The following is a 16,977-nucleotide window of genomic DNA, read 5'->3' on the forward strand; positions in this document are numbered from 1 at the left end:
ATGGCACCGCTTTCAATACTCTAGTGTCCGCTATGCTGGTGTCACTCAGACCTGAGGCTGAAATTTTGTTTTTCGGTTCAGTCTCAGGCCTGATGTCAGAGCTGCTTTAACGATCCGGAAATTTAATCTATCTCGAGTTTTTTACAGCGGTAACGCAGCGCGCGGAAGCTGATGCCGAGCTTTTCGGCGGCGGCGGTTTTGTTCCAGCGCGTGGCTTCCAGCGCCTGGGTGATGGCGCGGCGCTCAATGTTCTCGAGGTAGGCTTCGAGGTTGTTGGTTTCAATACGCGGATTGCTGCTGTCCGGTTCTTCGCTGATCGGTTTGCTCAGGCTCAGGTCGCTGAGGCCGATGCTGTCACCTTCGGCAAGGGTGACGGCACGCTGCAGGATATTCTCCAGCTCACGTACGTTCCCCGGATAGTGGTAGGCCAGCAGTGCCTGCTGTGCGCTATCTTCCAGCATAATCTCCGGCATGCCCCATTCCTGAGAATATTTACGGATGAAATGCCGGATCAGCATTGGAATATCTTCTGCCCGGTCGGCCAGACGCGGTACGTTAATCTGAATCACGTTAAGGCGGAAATATAAGTCCTGACGGAACTCTTCGGCTTTGACCAGTGCTCCGAGGTCTTTGTGACTGGCGCAGAGTATGCGCACATCGACCGGTGTTTCAAATTCGGAACCAACGCTGCGCACCGCTTTTTCCTGAATTACGCGCAGCAGTTTGGCCTGCATATCAAGTGGCAGTTCGGCGACTTCATCAAGGAACAGGGTGCCGCCATTGGCTGCGCGGAAAAAACCGGCCTTTTCGCTGCTGGCGCCGGTAAAACTGCCTTTGGCGTGACCGAAGAATTCGCTCTCCATTAAATCACGCGGGATAGCGCCGCAATTAACGGCGATAAAGGGCTGCTCCATGCGGGCGCTTTGGTGATGAATCAAACGTGCTACCAGTTCTTTGCCGGTGCCGGACTCACCGAATATAAATACCGGTGCCTGGGTGCGGGCCACTTTGAATATTTTTTCTTTCAGCGTGCGCATGCCGTCTGACTGGCCAAGCAGGCCGTCGGCAGAAGGCAGGTTTTCAATATTGGCCGGCACCTTGGTCAGCTGCAGGGCAGCTTTGACCAGTTCACGCAGGCGGTCGGTATCCAGTGGTTTGGCCACCACATCGAAGGCGCCGGCTTTCAGCGCGTTGACGGCGAGTTCCATATTGCCGTAAGCGGTGATCATGGCGACCGGCATGTCCGGATGGCGGGTGTTACACAGCTGAATCAGATCCAGGCCGTTACCATCCGGTAATTTCATATCCGTGATGCAGAAATGGTAAGGACGTTCCTGCAATAACGTCAGTGCTTCGCTGACACTTCCTGCCTGATAACAATCCAGTTCCATACGCTTCAGCGTCAGTGCAATCAGAGCGCGGATGTCGGGTTCGTCGTCAATAATCAGGGCGGCAAATTTATTCATACAACAGTGTCCGTTCTGTGGCGCAATTGGCTCAGGATGTTCGCATTATGATGCGGAAGCAGGTTCCGTTGGGTATCGGATGATACTGGATATGGGCCTGGTTTGCTTCGCACAGTTCGCGGCACAAATAGAGTCCGAGTCCGGTGCCATTATGTTCGGTGGTGTAAAAGGGTTCAAACAGGTGGGTGCGCTGTTCGGCCGGAACACCACTGCCATTATCAATAATATCCAGCTGTACCTGACGTTCATTTAAGGTTTGGGCGATAAGGGTGAGGCGCGCATTATCCGGTGCAGATTTAATCGCATAGCGCAGACCATTGGCGCACAGGTTATGCAGAATCTGTTGCAGATGATCCGGATCGAATTGCACCAGCAGGCTGTCGTTGCAGTGCACGCTGAAATGAAAGCTCTGACCGCTGGTCAGGTTGCGGAACTGATCGTGAAAATGCTGCAGCCAGGGTGCCAGACGCAGGGTTTCGGCAACGGCTTTATTGCGTCTGGACAGCTGCAGAATATCCTCGATGGTACGGTTGATACGCATGCAATGTTGTTCAACGATCTGGGTCAGTTGCTGTTCACTTTCCTGCAGATAGGGTGTTTCTGCCAGCAGCTGTGATGCCTGGCGCAAGGCGCTGAGCGGATTGCGTATCTCGTGGGCGATGGAGGCGGTCAGACGCCCTAATGATGCCAGCTTGAACTGTTGAGCCTCGGCGGCAATGCGTGCGGCTTCTTCAACATAAATGAGATAATCACCGGGCTCGGAACCATTCAGCGCCACGCGGCGGAACATCAGTTTTTCGTTACGCACTTCAATAACCTGATCGGCTTCGGCTTTCAGTAACGCCGGTGGCAGCGGTGCCCCTTCTGCGAGGCTGAACCACTGCCGCGCCTGTTGGTTATAAAACAGAATATGATCATTGATATCACAGGCGATGACGGCGTTGGGCAGTTCCAGCAGTGCCTGCTGGCTGAAACGCTGCAGGCGTTTGATGCGTGTCGCCTGATCAGAGGCCAGAGTTAAGGCACTGTTCAGACGATGTGACAGTGTCTGGGTTAACCAGGCGAGGATAAAGCATAAAAAGCCATACAAACCGGAGTTTACAATTTCTTGGGTGTTGTAGTTACCGGGCCAGAGGTGCTGAGTATAAAACACGGCAATGGTTGTCCAGGCGGCTACCCCATAGCCGAGAACGCCGGGAGCCAGCAGGTTGGACATCATGACCGGAATCAGAATCAGGCTGGAAAAGCCGGTATCCAGACCGCCGGAGGCATGCATCAGTGTGGCCAGAATAGCGATTTCAGCAAAGACATAACTGGTGGCCTGTTGCGGGTCCGGTTCGCGGTTGGCGATCGCGGCAAAACCTGAGGCGACAATCACATAGATTGATGATGCCACCAGAAAAATATGTGGCAGCTTGCCACCAATAATTACGTTCTGCAGGTCGATAGCATCAGTAATGATCAGCAACAGGGAAAGGAACAGCGAATAATAGCTGTAAAAGCGCAGCAGGCGGTTGCCACGTACAACCAGTTCAGTGGATTTAAACCAGCGTGCCACAGGGGCTCCTTAAGTATAAATATCGGGCGAAAAGCGCCGGCCAGTGCGTTGATGATTGCTTCGGCCCGGTAATTTTTCGACAATACGCGCAAATTCGTCAGGGTAACCCGAGAGTATGTCACAGTCACTTACCATCGCATTGGCACAGCACAACTTTCTGGTCGGAGATATTTCCGGCAATGGCCAGCGTATTGTTGAGGCTGCACAGCAGGTACAACAGCAGGGTGCGCAGCTGGTGGTATTCAGCGAGCTGGCGGTAACCGGTTACCCGCCGGAAGATTTATTACTGCGTCCGAGCCTTCAGCCGCGTGTAGAAGAAGCTTTACAGCAGATTGCCGCTGCCAGCCATAATATCGCTATCGCCGTTGGTTTCCCGTGGCGCGAGCAGGGCAAGCTCTATAACTGTGCCGGTGTCTGGTATCAGGGCGAATGTCTCGGGCGCTATGCCAAACAGTGTCTGCCGAATTATCAGGTATTTGATGAGCAGCGTTATTTCAGCGCTGGTGATCAGCCCTGTGTTATTGATCTGTTGGGACATCGTATCGGCCTGACCGTCTGCGAAGACGTATGGCACCAGGGGCCGGTGGAGCAGAGTGTTGTGGCTGGTGCGGAAATGATTCTCAACCTGAACGCTTCGCCCTTCCATCTGGGTAAGCATGGGGAGCGCCTGACTCTGCTGCAGCAACATGCCCGCAGTCAGAATGTACCGCTGCTGTATGTGAATCAGGTCGGCGGGCAGGATGAACTGGTGTTCGATGGCGGTTCTTTTGCGGTCGCCGCCGATGGTGAGCGCGTCCTGCAGATGCCATCCTTTAACGAATCGCTGGCACTGGTGAAGTACCACTCGGGTAAGCTGCAGGCGCTTTCAGCGCAGTCGGCAGAGCCGGACAGTGAACTGGCCAGTCTGTATCAGGCACTGGTGCTCGGTGTGCGCGATTACGTCAATAAAAACCGTTTCAAAGGGGTTTTGCTGGGGCTGTCCGGTGGTATCGACTCCGCGCTCACACTGGCCATTGCGGTGGATGCGTTAGGTGCCGAGCGGGTGCAGGCGGTGATGATGCCGTTTACCTATACCTCCGGCATGAGCAAAGAAGACGCAGCAGAACAGGCCGAAACCATGGGCGTGCGCTACCAGTCGATCTCCATTGAACCCATGTACCGTGAATTTATGGCGGCCCTTGCGGGTGAGTTTGCCGGTCTGCCGGTGGATACCACCGAAGAAAACCTGCAGTCACGCTGTCGCGGTGTGCTGCTGATGGCGATGTCGAATAAAAGCGGCTACATGGTGCTGACCACCGGCAATAAAAGCGAAATGGCGGTGGGTTACGCCACCCTGTATGGCGATATGGCCGGTGGTTACGGCGCTTTAAAAGACGTTTACAAAACCAAGGTATTCGCCCTGGCGGAATACCGGAATTCAATCTCGCCGGTGATTCCACAGCGTGTGATTGACCGTCCGCCATCGGCGGAACTGGCGCCGGATCAGAAAGACGAAGACAGCCTGCCGCCGTATCCGGTGCTGGATGCGATTCTTGAACGCTATATTGAGCGTGATATGAGTGCCGAAGCCATCATCAGTGCCGGTTTTACCCGTGACGACGTGCTGCGCGTGCTGCGTCTGGTCGACGTTAATGAATACAAGCGCCGTCAGGCACCCATTGGCGTGCGCGTAACTCAGCGTGGCTTTGGCCGTGACCGCCGTTATCCGGTGACCAACGGCTGGAAAGCCGGAATTTAATCCACAAAAAAGCCCGCAATAGCGGGCTTTTTTGTGTCTGTATATTTGTCGCTGTCTGCTCAGTCCAGCAAACCAAAACTGATGATGTTCCAGAACGAACGGCGGTCAACCATAGCCAGGCCGCTGTCTTCAAATTCACCGTCTTTTAATTGCGGATGTTGCGGGTAGTTCAGCTTCAGCAATGCCAGTGCCTGTTCTGATTCTTTATTCAGGCCCAGCAGGCGGTAGGCTTCAACCTGAATCGCCAGCGCGTCGGCAACGGCCGGGGTTTTCTGATAGTGCAGCAGAACGTTCTCACAACGGTTGGCGGCCGCCAGATAGGCGTGGCGCTTCATATAGTATTGCGCCACTCCGATTTCATGGGAGGCCATACGCTGCTGCAGGTACACCATGCGCGCCCGGGCATCGGCGGTATACGGGCTGTCTGGGAAGCGGATCAGCAGGTCGGAGAAATGGTTGAAGGCATCCTGCATGGGGGTTGGGTCACGCTGGGCGATTTCGCTGTCAAAATAACGCTCGGCAAAGGCAAAACCCATTTCATAGGTGGCCAGACCACGCATGTAATAGGCGTAATCGACCTGTTCATGCAGAGGATGCAAACGGATAAAACGCTCGGTGGTGGCCAGTACCGCTTCCAGGTCAGACATCATGTACTGAGCGTAAATCAGCTCCAGCTGTGCCTGCTCGGCGTAACGCCCGAACGGATAGCGGGATTCCAGCTGGCGCAGCTTTTCGGTGGCCGACAGGAAGTTATTGTTATCCAGCGACTCGCGCGCCTGTTCGTAGTACTCACGCTCAGTCAGCTCCTGAGGTTTGTCGGGGTTTCCTGAGCAGGCGCAGAGTAGCAGGGTAAAAATAACCAACAGCGAACGGGAGTTCATGGAGTGCATTCCTGATTGTCGATATACTTGGCAATGTGCCGGTTTACGAATGTGCCGTATTAAAACACAGTCCCCGCATAGCCCCAACTGACAGCACTGGCTGTTAGCGGGATACAGCCGATCGTCGCGGCAGCCATACAGCTAATCTCAGAGAGTTTATGTCCAATCAGATTTCAAACAGGGTAGAAGTTCCCTTCGACATGGGAAACAAGCGTCTTGATCAGGTCGCTGCCCAGTTATTTCCCGATTATTCGCGTTCGCGTCTGCAGCAGTGGATCAAAGACGGCCAGCTGACGGTCGATGGCAAGCCGTGGCGCGGCCGCGATAAGCTCACTGGCGGCGAAACCCTGATTCTGGAAGCCGAACTGGCGCCTGAGGGGAACTGGCAGGCGGAAGAGATCCCGCTCAACATCATTTATGAAGATGACCATATCATCGTCATTAACAAGCCCGCCGATCTGGTTGTGCATCCGGCTGCCGGTAATCAGGACGGCACGCTGCTGAATGGCTTGCTGCATCATTGCCCACAGCTGGAGAATATCCCCCGTGCCGGTATTGTGCACCGTCTGGATAAAGACACCACCGGCCTGATGGTGGTCGCCAAAACCCTGCAGGCACAGAACAATCTGGTCGGTCAGCTGCAGGATCGCTCAATGGGACGCGAATACGAAGCGGTGGTGCAGGGCGTGATGACCGGCGGTGGCAAAGTCGACCAGCCGATTGGCCGTCATGGTACCCAGCGTACCAAAATGGCGGTGAATCCTATGGGGAAAGAAGCCGTTACTCATTACCGTGTGCTGAAGAAATTCCCGACCCACACTTATATCCGTCTTAAGCTGGAAACCGGCCGTACGCACCAGATCCGGGTGCATATGGCGCATATCGGTTATCCGCTGGTGGGCGACTCCACCTATGCGGCGCGTACCCGTCTGACCAAAGGCATCGGCCCGGAACTGCGCGATACGCTGCTGCACTTTGGCCGCCAGGCTCTGCATGCGCGCAAGCTGGGCCTGATTCATCCGGATACCGACGAGTGGATGGAGTGGGAAGTGGATCTGCCGCAGGATTTTATTCATCTGCTCGATGTGCTCGAAGCCGATGCCGAGCGCTGAGTCCGGTCTGCTGATACCCGACTGGGATCTGCCCGCGGGTATCGGTGCCGCGATTACCACCCGCGAGGGTGGTGTTTCTTTACCTCCTTACGAACATAACAACCTGGCTCTGCACGTTGCTGATGATGCGGCCCGGGTGCGGTTTAACCGTAAGCGCTTGTGGCAGCAACTGCCGGGTGTGCAGGGCATTCAATGGTTATCTCAGGTACATGGCACGACCGTGGTCAAAGCCTGTGGCGAATCTGTGGTGCCCGAGGCTGACGCGCAGTTCAGTGATCGTGCCGGACTGGCCTGTGCCATTCTTACCGCCGATTGTTTGCCGGTATTGTTCTGTGCTGCTGATGGCTCGCAGGTGGCCGCTGCCCATGCTGGTTGGCGCGGACTGGCGGCCGGGATTCTGCTGAACACGCTGGCGACTTTCCCTGATCCTTCTCAGGTGCGGGTGTATCTGGGACCAGCGATTGGCCCCGACGCCTTCGAGGTGGGGCCTGAGGTACGTAAAGCCTTTGCGTGGGCGCCGGACCATTGTTTCCGTGCCGGGTGTGGTGATCGGGTGATGGCTGATATTTATGCGCTGGCGCGGCTGCAGTTATTGCGGGCGGGCGTGGCCGAGGTTGCCGGTGGTGGATTCTGTACCTTCAGCGATGAACGCTTTTATTCCTATCGCCGCCAGAGTCAGACCGGCCGTATGGCCAGCCTGATCTGGATACAGACTTAATCCTGCCTTACTGATTACGGGTCTTGTTGGAAAAGGTCATATTGCAGTATTTGGCAATCTGCTCGTCTGCCAGTTTGATCTGCTGCGCCCGCTGTTCATCAGAGAGCGGGCGATATTCGCCGTCTTCCTGCTTGAAGCGGGTGCTGTAGTTGGTGCTCACCACTTCTTTGTGTTTCCGGGCTTTGGCACAGGCTGCTTCGGCTTCGGCTTTACTCACCTTAGGTTCGCTGCTTTCACTGGCTTCTGTCGCCGTTTCTTTTTCTTTACCGGTGTTGATTTTATAGCCATCGACTTTGTCGGCGGGTTTGCTTACCCGCACTTTATATTCTTCAGTATTTTTAGCCTTGTCGGCGGGAGGCAGGCTGGAGAAATGGGTCTGACCATTTTCATCCACCCAGCGGTACATTTTGTCGGCCTGAACCGTCAGGCTCGCACAAGCAAGCAGCAGAGCGAAAAAAGCAGTAAAAAAACGCATAAAACACATCCGTTGTTAAGGAAAAGGATAATTTCTCTGACCTGCTCCGGACATTATTAAAACCGTATGATTTGTCAAGGATTTAGGGCGGTTTTTTGCTAGACAATAATACCGGGAATGCTAGAATTACCGCGCTTTTGTCAGCCGGCCTGCGCCTCCACCCAGTGCCCCGCTCGCTGACAATGACAGCCTCTGGTGCGGTTATCTCCGACCCAGTTTCAGACCCGGTGTCCTCGACCAGGCAACGGGACTCTGATGAGAAACTACAAGTTTATCATCCAGCCTGAGAGAGCCTTTGTGTTTCGGGCTCTAATCGCACAGTTATTTCAGTTACCCACGCCCCTGCGGGCTTGTGAAGAGGATAGTACGGTGGAATTACTTTCCGGCGGAGAAATGTTGGTTCGTGCACTGCATGAATCAGGCGTCGAATATATTTACGGTTACCCGGGCGGCTCGCTGCTGCACGTTTATGATGCGCTGTACAAGCAGAGCGCAGTCAAACACGTCCTGGTCCGTCATGAGCAGGCGGCTGCTCATATGGCTGATGGTTATGCGCGTGCAACCGGTAAGCCAGGTGTGGTCATGGTCACCTCTGGTCCGGGTGCTACCAACACAATTACCGGTATCGCCACGGCGTTTACCGACTCGATTCCTATGGTCGTCATTTCTGGTCAGGTGATGAGCCATCTGGTGGGCGATGATGCCTTCCAGGAAACCGACATGCTGGGTGTGTCACGTCCTATTGTTAAGCACAGCTTCAGTGTGCGCCGCCCGGAAGATATCCCTGAGCTGGTGGCTAAAGCCTTCCACATTGCCAGCACTGGCCGTCCGGGTCCGGTTGTTATCGATATTCCGAAAGACATGACCATGCCGAATGAGCGTTACGAATACGTTTATCCGAAGAAGGTCAAACTGCGTTCTTACACGCCACCTCAGCGTGGTCACTCCGGCCAGATCAAAAAGGCCGTTGAGTTGCTGCTGAAAGCCAAGCGTCCGGTTATTTATGCCGGTGGTGGTGTCATTATCGATGGCAGCTCCGACAAACTGCGTGCACTGGTTGATCGTCTGGATTTCCCTTGCACCAACACGCTGATGGGGCTGGGTTCTTACCCGGGCACCGGCGAGCGTTTTGTTGGCATGCTGGGTATGCACGGTACCTATGAGGCGAACATGACCATGCACCACGCTGACGTGGTTCTGGCTATTGGCGCGCGCTTCGATGACCGTGTAACCAACGCGACCAGCAAGTTCTGTCCGGATGCCAAGATCATTCATATCGACATTGATCCGTCTTCAATCTCCAAGACCATCATCGTTGATGTACCTATCGTTGGCCCGGTTGGCAACGTGCTGGACGAAATGATGGCGTTGCTGGATGAAAGCAACGAAGTACCGGATGCCGAAGCCATTGCGTCCTGGTGGAAACAGATCAACGAATGGCGCCAGCGTCATGCGATGCGTTATGAGAAAAACGACTCGCAGCTGATGAAGCCGCAGGAAGTGATCGAAGCGATCTGGGCGGCCACCAAGGGTGACGCTTACGTGACTTCTGACGTTGGCCAGCACCAGATGTTTGCCGCGCAGTACTACAAGTTCGATAAGCCAAACCGCTGGATCAACTCCGGTGGTCTGGGAACCATGGGCTTTGGTTTCCCGGCGGCGATGGGCATTAAGATGAACTTCCCGGAAGAAATGGTTGTATGCGTGACCGGTGAAGGCTCTATCCAGATGAATATCCAGGAACTGTCGACCTGTCTGCAGTACGGCATTCCGGTAAAAATCCTGTGTCTGAACAACGGCTCTCTGGGCATGGTTCGTCAGTGGCAGGACATGAACTACGAAGGTCGTCACTCCCACTCGTACATGGAGTCCCTGCCGGACTTTGTCAAACTGGTGGAAGCCTATGGCCACGTGGGTATCCGCGTGACCGGCCGCGATGAGCTGCCACAGGCACTGGAAGACACCTTCAATAAATACAATGACCGTCTGGTCTTCCTCGACGTTGCCGTCGACCCGGAAGAACACGTGTATCCGATGCAGGTGCCGGCTGGCTCCATGCGTGATATGTGGCTGAGCAAGACGGAGCGGACCTGAACATGAGACACATTATTTCGATTCTGCTGGAAAACGAACCGGGTGCTTTGTCACGCGTTGTTGGTCTGTTCGCCCAGCGTGGTTACAACATTGAAACCCTGACAGTGGCGCCGACAGAAGACAACACCCTGTCACGCCTGACCATGACCACCACCGGTGATGATCGCAAGATCGAACAGATCACCAAGCAGCTGAACAAGCTGATCGAAGTGGTGAAACTGGTTGATCTGTCTGAAGGCCCGCATATTGAGCGTGAGCTGATGCTGATCAAAGTGAAAGCGGTGGGTGCGCAGCGTGCGGAAATCAAACGTACTGCCGACATCTTCCGTGGTCAGATCGTGGATGTGTCTGCCAGCGTGTATACCATCCAGCTGACCGGAACCAGCGACAAACTGGAGGCTTTTATTGAAGCAATCGGTGCTGGCTGTGTTCTGGAAACGGTACGTACCGGTGTGTCCGGTATTTCCCGCGGCGAGAAAATTCTGAGCCTGTAATTCAGAATCAGAAGCCATAAAAGAACCCTCCGCCGGAGGGTTTTTTTATGCCTGCGATTTCGTGCACTAAAGAACCGTCAGAGTGGCGGATTATCCGGCTCAAGAAACGCCAGCGATAAAAAGGTGGCGAATGCGCCCAATACACAAACCACGGCGGTACTGCCGCTGGCGAGCATAATCAGGCCGGTAATAATCCAGCCATTTTTTACCTGCTCTAACCGGCGCCGGTACAGTTCGGTGCGGGTCCAGTTCAGTTCCGGATAATCCTGTGGCAGGCGATAAATACGGCGGATAAATTCGATAACGCTGAATCGGCTCATGGGATGCTCCTTACTCATCTTTATTCAGAGTAAAAGACCAGCGGCATTTTGCCTGCTAAACAGCGATTCTATCTATTGGTGACGGGAGTTATGCGTTCCGCATCTGACCTGCTTTGGTGCAGGTCAGTGCGCGATGCGGAGGCATGATTATACAGGCTGGGGTTTTATCAGAAGCGATAAACGGATTTGGTCATCACTTTCGATACCGCGGTCATCGCCAGTTTGACCGGCAGCGGGAATTTATGGCCGCCGGCTTCGAGGGCAACGGTTGCGTGTTTGGCTTCGTCTTCCAGCATTTGCAGCAGTACCGCTTTGCTCTTTTCGTCCTGCACCGGCAGGCTGGTCATATGCTGACTCAGATGCTTGCACACCTGTTCTTCGGTGGCGGCGACAAAACCCAGACTGACTTTGTCGGAGATTTTTCCGGCCAGAGCGCCGATGCCGAATGACAGTCCGTAAAACAGCGGATTCAGACGGCTGGTATGGCTGCCCAGATCTTTGATGCGATCTTCGCACCACACCAGGTGATCAATTTCTTCGCGGGCGGCTTCTTCCATGGCTTCCCGTACTTCAGGCAATTTGGCGGTCAATGCCTGGCCCTGATACAGCGCCTGGGCGCAGACTTCACCGGTATGGTTAATACGCATCAGCCCGGCGGCGTGTTTCTGTTCGGCCTCGTTCAGCTCGTGGTACGGGCGCTGCTGCGCCGGGGATGGGCGTTCTTCCTGTGCAGCACCGGGCACCAGTGTGCGTAATGCCTGATCGGCGTTCTGGATCAGTTTGTCAAACAGCGAGTAGCGACGGGAGTTGGCATTCATAACTCATACCTCCGGAATTTCCGGCCATTTTACGGCATAACGGCGTCCGGCGCATGACCCATATCAAGTGAGTTTCGGCCAGAACAGGGCGGACAGTCGCCCATGGAGTGGTTAGAATCGCGCATAGAATAAGGAGACTGCGATGCAGGATTTACACGATTTAAGCCTGTTGCTCGACCGCCAGGTGCCGCTGTTGCTGCTGGAATCCCATGAGGAAGCGCGGGCGTTGGAGATGCTGACCCGGCTGGCCATCCGCCGCGGTCTGGCGCTGCAACAATGGACGCTGAGCGATGGTCTGCGCCGTCTCGGCTTTGGTGAGGACATTGGCGCCAACGAAACCACGCAGCCCGCCGATGCCCTTCGAATCGTACGCGAGCGCGAACAGGGCGGATTGTTTATCTTCTGCGACCTGCATCCGTTTCTCGAAGAGCCTTTGGTGGTGCGTTTGCTGAAAGACATTGCTCTGCAGCATGAGCGTTACGGCAAAACCGTGGTGTTGCTCAGCCACCGCCTGCAGGCGCCACCGGAATTGCAGCGCCTGGCTGCCAGCTTCAGCCTGCAGTTACCGGATGACAGCCAGTTGCTGGCTTTGGTGAAAGAAGAAGCCCAGCGTTACGCCAAGCTCAGTGGCCGTAAAGTGCGCAGTGATAACGACACCCTGCAGCAGCTGGTCGCCAATCTGAAGGGACTTACTTTCTCCGATGCCCGTCGCCTGGTGCGCGGTGCCATCGTCGATGACGGCGCCATTACCCAGGACGATGTACCGGCGGTCAGCCGTGCCAAGATGGCCTTGCTGGATATGGACGGTGTGATGAGTTTTGAATACGACACTGCGCGTTTCAGCGATGTTGCCGGTCTGGAGGTGATGAAAACCTGGCTGGCGCAGCGCCAGCAGGCCTTTATGACCGCCGAGCGCAAACTGCGGCCGCGCGGCTTACTGCTGTTCGGTGTACAGGGCAGCGGTAAGAGTCTGGCGGCGAAGGCGGTGGCCGGTTCCTGGGGCTTACCCCTGCTGCGTCTGGATTTCGGCACCCTGTACAACAAGTTTTTCGGCGAGACCGAACGCAATCTGCGCGAAGCGCTGAAGCTTGCCGAAACTATGTCGCCCTGTGTGGTCTGGATTGACGAGATTGAGAAAGGACTGGGGCAGGACAGCAACGATGCCGGTGTCAGTCAGCGTATTCTCGGCACCTTGCTGACCTGGCTGGCAGAGCATGATGCGCAGGTATTTGTGGTGGCGACGGCGAACAACATTCATGCGCTGCCACCGGAGTTACTGCGTAAGGGCCGTCTGGATGAGCTGTTCTTTGTTGATCTGCCCAAGCCTGAAATCCGAGCGGAGATTCTGCGCCTGCATATGCACAAGCGCGGGCTGGACCCGCAGCGTTTTGATCTGGCTGCACTGGCTGAAGAAAGTGACGGTTTTTCCGGTGCCGAGCTGGAGCAGGCGGTGGTATCGGCCTGGCATGCCGCCAGCAGTGAGCACTCCGGCCCCGGTCTCAGCACGGATACCCTGCTGCAGGAAATCCGCCGTACCCGGCCGTTGTCAGTGGTGATGGCAGAACCTATGCAGGCACTGCGGCAGTGGGCTGCGAGCCGCGCAGTCGCGGCCGATTAACTGCCTTCGTTCTGCACCTGAGGCTGGTATTTGAGGGTCAGCAAGGCGTTACGCAGGCGTTCGCCGCTGGCCGGTTTGGCCAGCAGGTGCTGAATACCAACGGCCAGAGCATCGTCGCGCACACTGCTGATGCTTAAACCTGTCAGCATCAGGCGCGCTGGTTTTTGGCTGATGTCTTTATCAGAGCGGATTCGTTCTGCCAGCTGCAGGCCATCCATAATCGGCATATCGTGATCGATTATGATGAAATCATAGGGCTGGCCGATGCTTATCTGATTACGCAGCATGGCGAGTGCTTCCTTACCGCTGTAAGTGCTGTCCGGGCGCATGCCCCAGCGGCGTACCTGTTTTTCGATCACGTTTCTGAGTGATGCATTATCATCGACGATCAGAATGCGCAGACCAATCAGACTGTCATCCTGCGGCGAGGGAATGCTGTTTCCGGCTTCCGCTTCCAGCGGCAGGTAGAGCGTCAGTGAGGCTCCCTGACTGGTCATACTTTCTACTTCCAGAGTGGCTTTCATTTTCTGCAGCAGGTGGCGTGTTACCAGCAGATTCCAGCTCTTGGCGCTGTAGTTTTCTGCCAGCGGCAGGTGGTGCTGTAAAACGGAGAATGCATTTTTCAGCTCGTCCTGCTTAACGATGGTGCTGCTCAGCTGGATCTGCAGACGCAGTCCATGGGCCTGAGTGGTCTGGTAATAAGATGCCTGCAGTGCCAGCTCACCATATTCGGTATAAGCCAGAGCGCGGGCCAGAACATTATGCAGCAGGGTCTGCAGACGGCCGCGGTCACCGATAAAATATTCCGGCAGCTCGTCGCTGATATCCAGCACCAGTTCGACCTGTTTACGGCTGGCTTCCTGTTGGAAGTGGCTGATAACCTGATTCAGCAGCTGCGTGGTACTGAATGGTCGTTGCTCCAGTTCGAGCTGGGCGTTCTGGATGCGCGCCAGATCGGAAACTTCATTGGCAACATGCAACAGATCGCGACCGGCGAGGGCGATGGTATCGGAGAAATCACGCTGGTTGGCACTCAGTGGGGTATCGCCCAGTAACTCCGTCATGCCAATAACGCCATTGATTGGTGTACGCAGTTCATGACTGATCTGCGACAGCAGGGCAGGCGTCATACGCAGCTCGGCATTGGCCTGATTTTGCAAAGGGTGCTGTTGCAGCTTAATGCTCATAATTGCCAGCACCAGACTGGCAATAACGATAAATGGCAGAATAACCGGTGCCCAGCTGGTAAACAGATCCAGCGATAACAGGTTGTGGCTGGTCAGGATGGCCAGCAGCACACCAAAGCCAACCAGCAGGTGGCCAGTCAGCAGCCAGCGCTGAGCCTGTGGGTGTTCAGAACGTCCCTGGGTCAGAATCAGGGCTGCAAGAAATTCATTAGCGACAATCATGCAGGCAACCACCATCAGCGTGGCCTCCTGTGCCAGCCAGACGGTCACTAAAGCAACCGGCAGGTGAACCAATGCCGCCAGTAGCAGAATCCGCCGGTACAGTGTGGCGCGGCTGCCATGCCAGCCCAGCGCCAGTACGGCCAGCGCCTGACAGGTCGCGGAGGCTGCCAGTGCCAGTTCACCGATTTTATCGGCAATCAGTGGACTGATATTCAGCAGCAGGGAGAACTGTCCCATCCACGCCGGCTGGTAAATGATCATGCTGACGCAATAAGCGGCGCCGGCGGCCGCGAGCATAATGCGTTGGCTGCGGACCACAAAAATAAACCAGGCAAGGGTGGCCAGAATCCAGCCGATGCTCATGCCCTGCAGCATGAAAAATTCCTGCTCATTATTGAGGAAGCGGTCGAGACTCAGCAGGCTGACGTTGGTGCTCAACAGGCCATAAGAGTGAATGCGTACCAGATAACTGCGGGTGCTTTGTGCCGGTACGGTGAGTACAACCGGAAACGTCTGTAAAAAACCGCCACGCAGGCTGCGGGCCGGATCATCGGGGCTGATATAGCGGTAGGACTGTGCATCGCTGAGTTCATAAAAACTGAAATCGTCGATATCGCTGTCGGACAAAGTAAAAACAACTTCGCGCTCCTGAGCATAAGGATTACTCAGGCTGAAACGCAGCCAATAATTGGAATCGCTGATGCCGAATTTCAGCCGGCGGGCGTGGCTTGGAGTAAAACGCAGTTGCTGCTCACGGCTGAGCATGGCGTTGATATCGAGCGTGCGGCCAGGATCTTCGTAAACCGAAATATAGGGCGTGATCGGGTAATCAAACGAGGAGGTGGGCAGCAGCACAGGACTGCTGGCCCAAAGTTTCAGCGGCAGGAAAAACAAAAACAGCAGGGTGACAATCAGATGCTTACGTCCTCTGTACTGCCTCATCCCTGCTGTCTCCATTACGTTCTGCTTAGTTATCGGCCTGCTCGCGCGCAATGGCACGATAACCGATATCAGAGCGGCAGAACATGCCTTTCCAGCTGATCTGTTTGATCAGCTCATAGGCCTGAGCCTGAGCTTCACCCACGCTGTTACCCAGCGCCGTGGCACAAAGGACACGGCCCCCGGCGGTGACGGTATTGCCAGCATCGTCCAGCTTGGTGCCGGCGTGGAATACTTTGCGGTCAGCGCCGTCGTTTTCCGGCAGGCTGATGACATCACCTTTTGGGTAGTCAGCCGGGTAACCTGCAGCGGCCAGTACCACACCCAGAGAAGGACGCGGATCCCATTGCGCGGTTTCGCCGTCCAGTTTGCCTTCCAGCGCTGCCAGACAATGGGCAACGATATCAGACTGCATACGCAGCATGATTGGCTGGGTTTCCGGATCACCGAAACGGCAGTTGTACTCGATGACTTTCGGTGCACCAGACGCGTCAATCATCAGACCGGCGTAGAGGAAACCGGTGTAATCATTGCCTTCAGCGGCCATACCGTTAACCGTTGGCATAATTACTTCGCGCATCACGCGATCGTGGATTTCCTGAGTAACGACTGGCGCCGGAGAATAAGCACCCATACCGCCGGTGTTCGGGCCGGTATCTTTGTCGCCAACGCGTTTGTGATCCTGACTGGTAGCCATTGGCAGTACGTTTTTGCCATCGACCATCACGATGAAAGACGCTTCTTCGCCGGCGAGGAATTCTTCGATAACAACACGACAGCCCGCATCGCCAAAGGCGTTACCGGACAGCATGTCTTTGACGGCTTCTTCGGCCTGCTCCAGGGTTTCGGCGACAATCACGCCTTTACCGGCGGCCAGACCATCGGCCTTAACCACGATAGGAGCACCCTTCTCACGCAGGTAAGCCAGCGCCGGTTCGACTTCGGTGAAGTTCTGGTAATCGGCGGTCGGAATCTGCTGACGGGCCAGGAAGTCTTTGGTGAAGGCTTTGGAGCCTTCCAGCTGCGCAGCACCTTTGCTTGGGCCGAAAATCTTCAGGCCGGCGGCACTGAACTGATTAACGATGCCGCCAACCAGCGGAGCTTCCGGACCAACGATGGTCAGGCCGATGGCGTTATCTTCAGCAAATTTCTGCAGACCATCAAAATCCATAACGTCGAGGGCGACGTTTTCCATACCGGCTTCACGCGCGGTACCGGCGTTGCCCGGCGCAACAAATACTTTTTCAACCAACGGTGATTGCAGAGCCTTCCAGGCCAGGGCATGTTCACGACCGCCACTGCCGATAATTAATACCTTCATTCTTACATTCCTTATT

The 16,977-nt window shown here is 55.3% G+C and carries 14 protein-coding genes; 6 read left to right on the plus strand and 8 right to left on the minus strand.

Translation table 11 applies throughout. The features are described from left to right. Positions 1–122: 122 nt before the first annotated feature. Both MT343_RS04305 and MT343_RS04310 read right to left on the minus strand, forming a co-directional pair. Positions 123–1,466, minus strand: a complete 1,344-nt coding sequence (locus MT343_RS04305; RefSeq protein ID WP_145469709.1) for a sigma-54-dependent transcriptional regulator — start codon at positions 1,464–1,466, stop codon at positions 123–125. A gap of 31 nt (positions 1,467–1,497) precedes the next feature. After that, positions 1,498–3,024 (minus strand): sensor histidine kinase, encoded by a 1,527-nt coding sequence (locus tag MT343_RS04310; protein ID WP_145469708.1) that lies wholly within the window; start codon positions 3,022–3,024, stop codon positions 1,498–1,500. A gap of 115 nt (positions 3,025–3,139) precedes the next feature. On the opposite strand from MT343_RS04310, the gene MT343_RS04315 reads away from it, so the two are divergent. After that, positions 3,140–4,762 (plus strand): NAD+ synthase, encoded by a 1,623-nt coding sequence (locus MT343_RS04315; protein WP_145469707.1) that lies wholly within the window; start codon positions 3,140–3,142, stop codon positions 4,760–4,762. A 59-nt stretch (positions 4,763–4,821) separates the two neighbouring features. Here the strand turns inward: MT343_RS04315 and MT343_RS04320 are convergent, their stop codons facing one another. Next, complete coding sequence (locus MT343_RS04320) at positions 4,822–5,643, minus strand: outer membrane protein assembly factor BamD (protein ID WP_145469706.1); 822 nt, start codon at positions 5,641–5,643, stop codon at positions 4,822–4,824. A gap of 158 nt (positions 5,644–5,801) precedes the next feature. Between MT343_RS04320 and rluD the strand changes: the two genes are divergently transcribed. Next, a complete protein-coding gene (gene rluD / locus MT343_RS04325) occupies positions 5,802–6,755 on the plus strand; it encodes a 23S rRNA pseudouridine(1911/1915/1917) synthase RluD (protein ID WP_145469705.1) in 954 nt (317 codons plus the stop codon). Continuing rightward, entirely contained in the window at positions 6,742–7,473 is a 732-nt protein-coding gene (gene pgeF, locus MT343_RS04330) for a peptidoglycan editing factor PgeF (protein ID WP_145469704.1), read from the plus strand. The genes rluD and pgeF overlap by 14 nt, the downstream gene beginning before the upstream one ends. A 7-nt stretch (positions 7,474–7,480) precedes the next feature. Here pgeF and MT343_RS04335 read toward each other — a convergent pair whose 3' ends face one another. Beyond that, positions 7,481–7,948: a DUF4124 domain-containing protein gene (locus MT343_RS04335; RefSeq protein ID WP_186435959.1), complete on the minus strand. Its 468-nt coding sequence runs from the start codon at positions 7,946–7,948 to the stop codon at positions 7,481–7,483. A gap of 369 nt (positions 7,949–8,317) precedes the next feature. Between MT343_RS04335 and MT343_RS04340 the strand changes: the two genes are divergently transcribed. Both MT343_RS04340 and ilvN read left to right on the plus strand, forming a co-directional pair. After that, entirely contained in the window at positions 8,318–10,042 is a 1,725-nt protein-coding gene (locus tag MT343_RS04340) for an acetolactate synthase 3 large subunit (RefSeq protein WP_145469702.1), read from the plus strand. Between the two features lie 2 nt (positions 10,043–10,044). Further along, positions 10,045–10,536, plus strand: coding sequence for an acetolactate synthase small subunit (gene ilvN / locus MT343_RS04345; protein ID WP_145469701.1), 492 nt, complete (start codon positions 10,045–10,047; stop codon positions 10,534–10,536). Positions 10,537–10,613: 77 nt separating this feature from the next. Here the strand turns inward: ilvN and MT343_RS04350 are convergent, their stop codons facing one another. Both MT343_RS04350 and coq7 read right to left on the minus strand, forming a co-directional pair. Beyond that, on the minus strand, positions 10,614–10,856 hold the full coding sequence (locus tag MT343_RS04350; RefSeq protein WP_145469700.1) for a hypothetical protein: 243 nt from the start codon (positions 10,854–10,856) through the stop codon (positions 10,614–10,616). A 167-nt stretch (positions 10,857–11,023) separates the two neighbouring features. Then, a complete protein-coding gene (coq7, locus tag MT343_RS04355) occupies positions 11,024–11,674 on the minus strand; it encodes a 2-polyprenyl-3-methyl-6-methoxy-1,4-benzoquinone monooxygenase (protein ID WP_145469699.1) in 651 nt (216 codons plus the stop codon). Positions 11,675–11,816: 142 nt separating this feature from the next. On the opposite strand from coq7, the gene MT343_RS04360 reads away from it, so the two are divergent. Further along, positions 11,817–13,292 carry an AAA family ATPase gene (locus tag MT343_RS04360; RefSeq protein ID WP_145469698.1) on the plus strand — a complete coding sequence of 492 codons (1,476 nt, stop codon included), beginning with the start codon at positions 11,817–11,819 and terminating at the stop codon, positions 13,290–13,292. On the opposite strand, the gene MT343_RS04365 is transcribed toward MT343_RS04360, so the two are convergent. After that, entirely contained in the window at positions 13,289–15,643 is a 2,355-nt protein-coding gene (locus MT343_RS04365; RefSeq protein WP_186435958.1) for a 7TM-DISM domain-containing protein, read from the minus strand. The genes MT343_RS04360 and MT343_RS04365 overlap by 4 nt on opposite strands. 25 nt (positions 15,644–15,668) lie before the next feature. After that, on the minus strand, positions 15,669–16,961 hold the full coding sequence (gene purD / locus MT343_RS04370; protein ID WP_145469696.1) for a phosphoribosylamine--glycine ligase: 1,293 nt from the start codon (positions 16,959–16,961) through the stop codon (positions 15,669–15,671). Positions 16,962–16,977 lie beyond the last annotated feature (16 nt).

It is taken from the genome of Venatorbacter sp. C2-1 (assembly GCF_022832715.1).
GTDB lineage: Bacteria > Pseudomonadota > Gammaproteobacteria > Pseudomonadales > Oceanobacteraceae > Venatoribacter > Venatoribacter alkanivorans.

What these genes read in the sequence shown, in the direction of transcription:
- MT343_RS04305 (WP_145469709.1), bottom strand. Translation starts at nt 1,466, where the DNA reads ATGAATAAATTTGCCGCCCTGATTATTGACGACGAACCCGACATCCGC.
- MT343_RS04315 (WP_145469707.1), top strand. Translation starts at nt 3,140, where the DNA reads ATGTCACAGTCACTTACCATCGCATTGGCACAGCACAACTTTCTGGTC.
- MT343_RS04320 (WP_145469706.1), bottom strand. Translation starts at nt 5,643, where the DNA reads ATGAACTCCCGTTCGCTGTTGGTTATTTTTACCCTGCTACTCTGCGCC.
- rluD (WP_145469705.1), top strand. Translation starts at nt 5,802, where the DNA reads ATGTCCAATCAGATTTCAAACAGGGTAGAAGTTCCCTTCGACATGGGA.
- pgeF (WP_145469704.1), top strand. Translation starts at nt 6,742, where the DNA reads ATGCCGAGCGCTGAGTCCGGTCTGCTGATACCCGACTGGGATCTGCCC.
- MT343_RS04335 (WP_186435959.1), bottom strand. Translation starts at nt 7,948, where the DNA reads ATGCGTTTTTTTACTGCTTTTTTCGCTCTGCTGCTTGCTTGTGCGAGC.
- ilvN (WP_145469701.1), top strand. Translation starts at nt 10,045, where the DNA reads ATGAGACACATTATTTCGATTCTGCTGGAAAACGAACCGGGTGCTTTG.
- MT343_RS04350 (WP_145469700.1), bottom strand. Translation starts at nt 10,856, where the DNA reads ATGAGCCGATTCAGCGTTATCGAATTTATCCGCCGTATTTATCGCCTG.
- coq7 (WP_145469699.1), bottom strand. Translation starts at nt 11,674, where the DNA reads ATGAATGCCAACTCCCGTCGCTACTCGCTGTTTGACAAACTGATCCAG.
- MT343_RS04360 (WP_145469698.1), top strand. Translation starts at nt 11,817, where the DNA reads ATGCAGGATTTACACGATTTAAGCCTGTTGCTCGACCGCCAGGTGCCG.
- MT343_RS04365 (WP_186435958.1), bottom strand. Translation starts at nt 15,643, where the DNA reads ATGAGGCAGTACAGAGGACGTAAGCATCTGATTGTCACCCTGCTGTTT.
- purD (WP_145469696.1), bottom strand. Translation starts at nt 16,961, where the DNA reads ATGAAGGTATTAATTATCGGCAGTGGCGGTCGTGAACATGCCCTGGCC.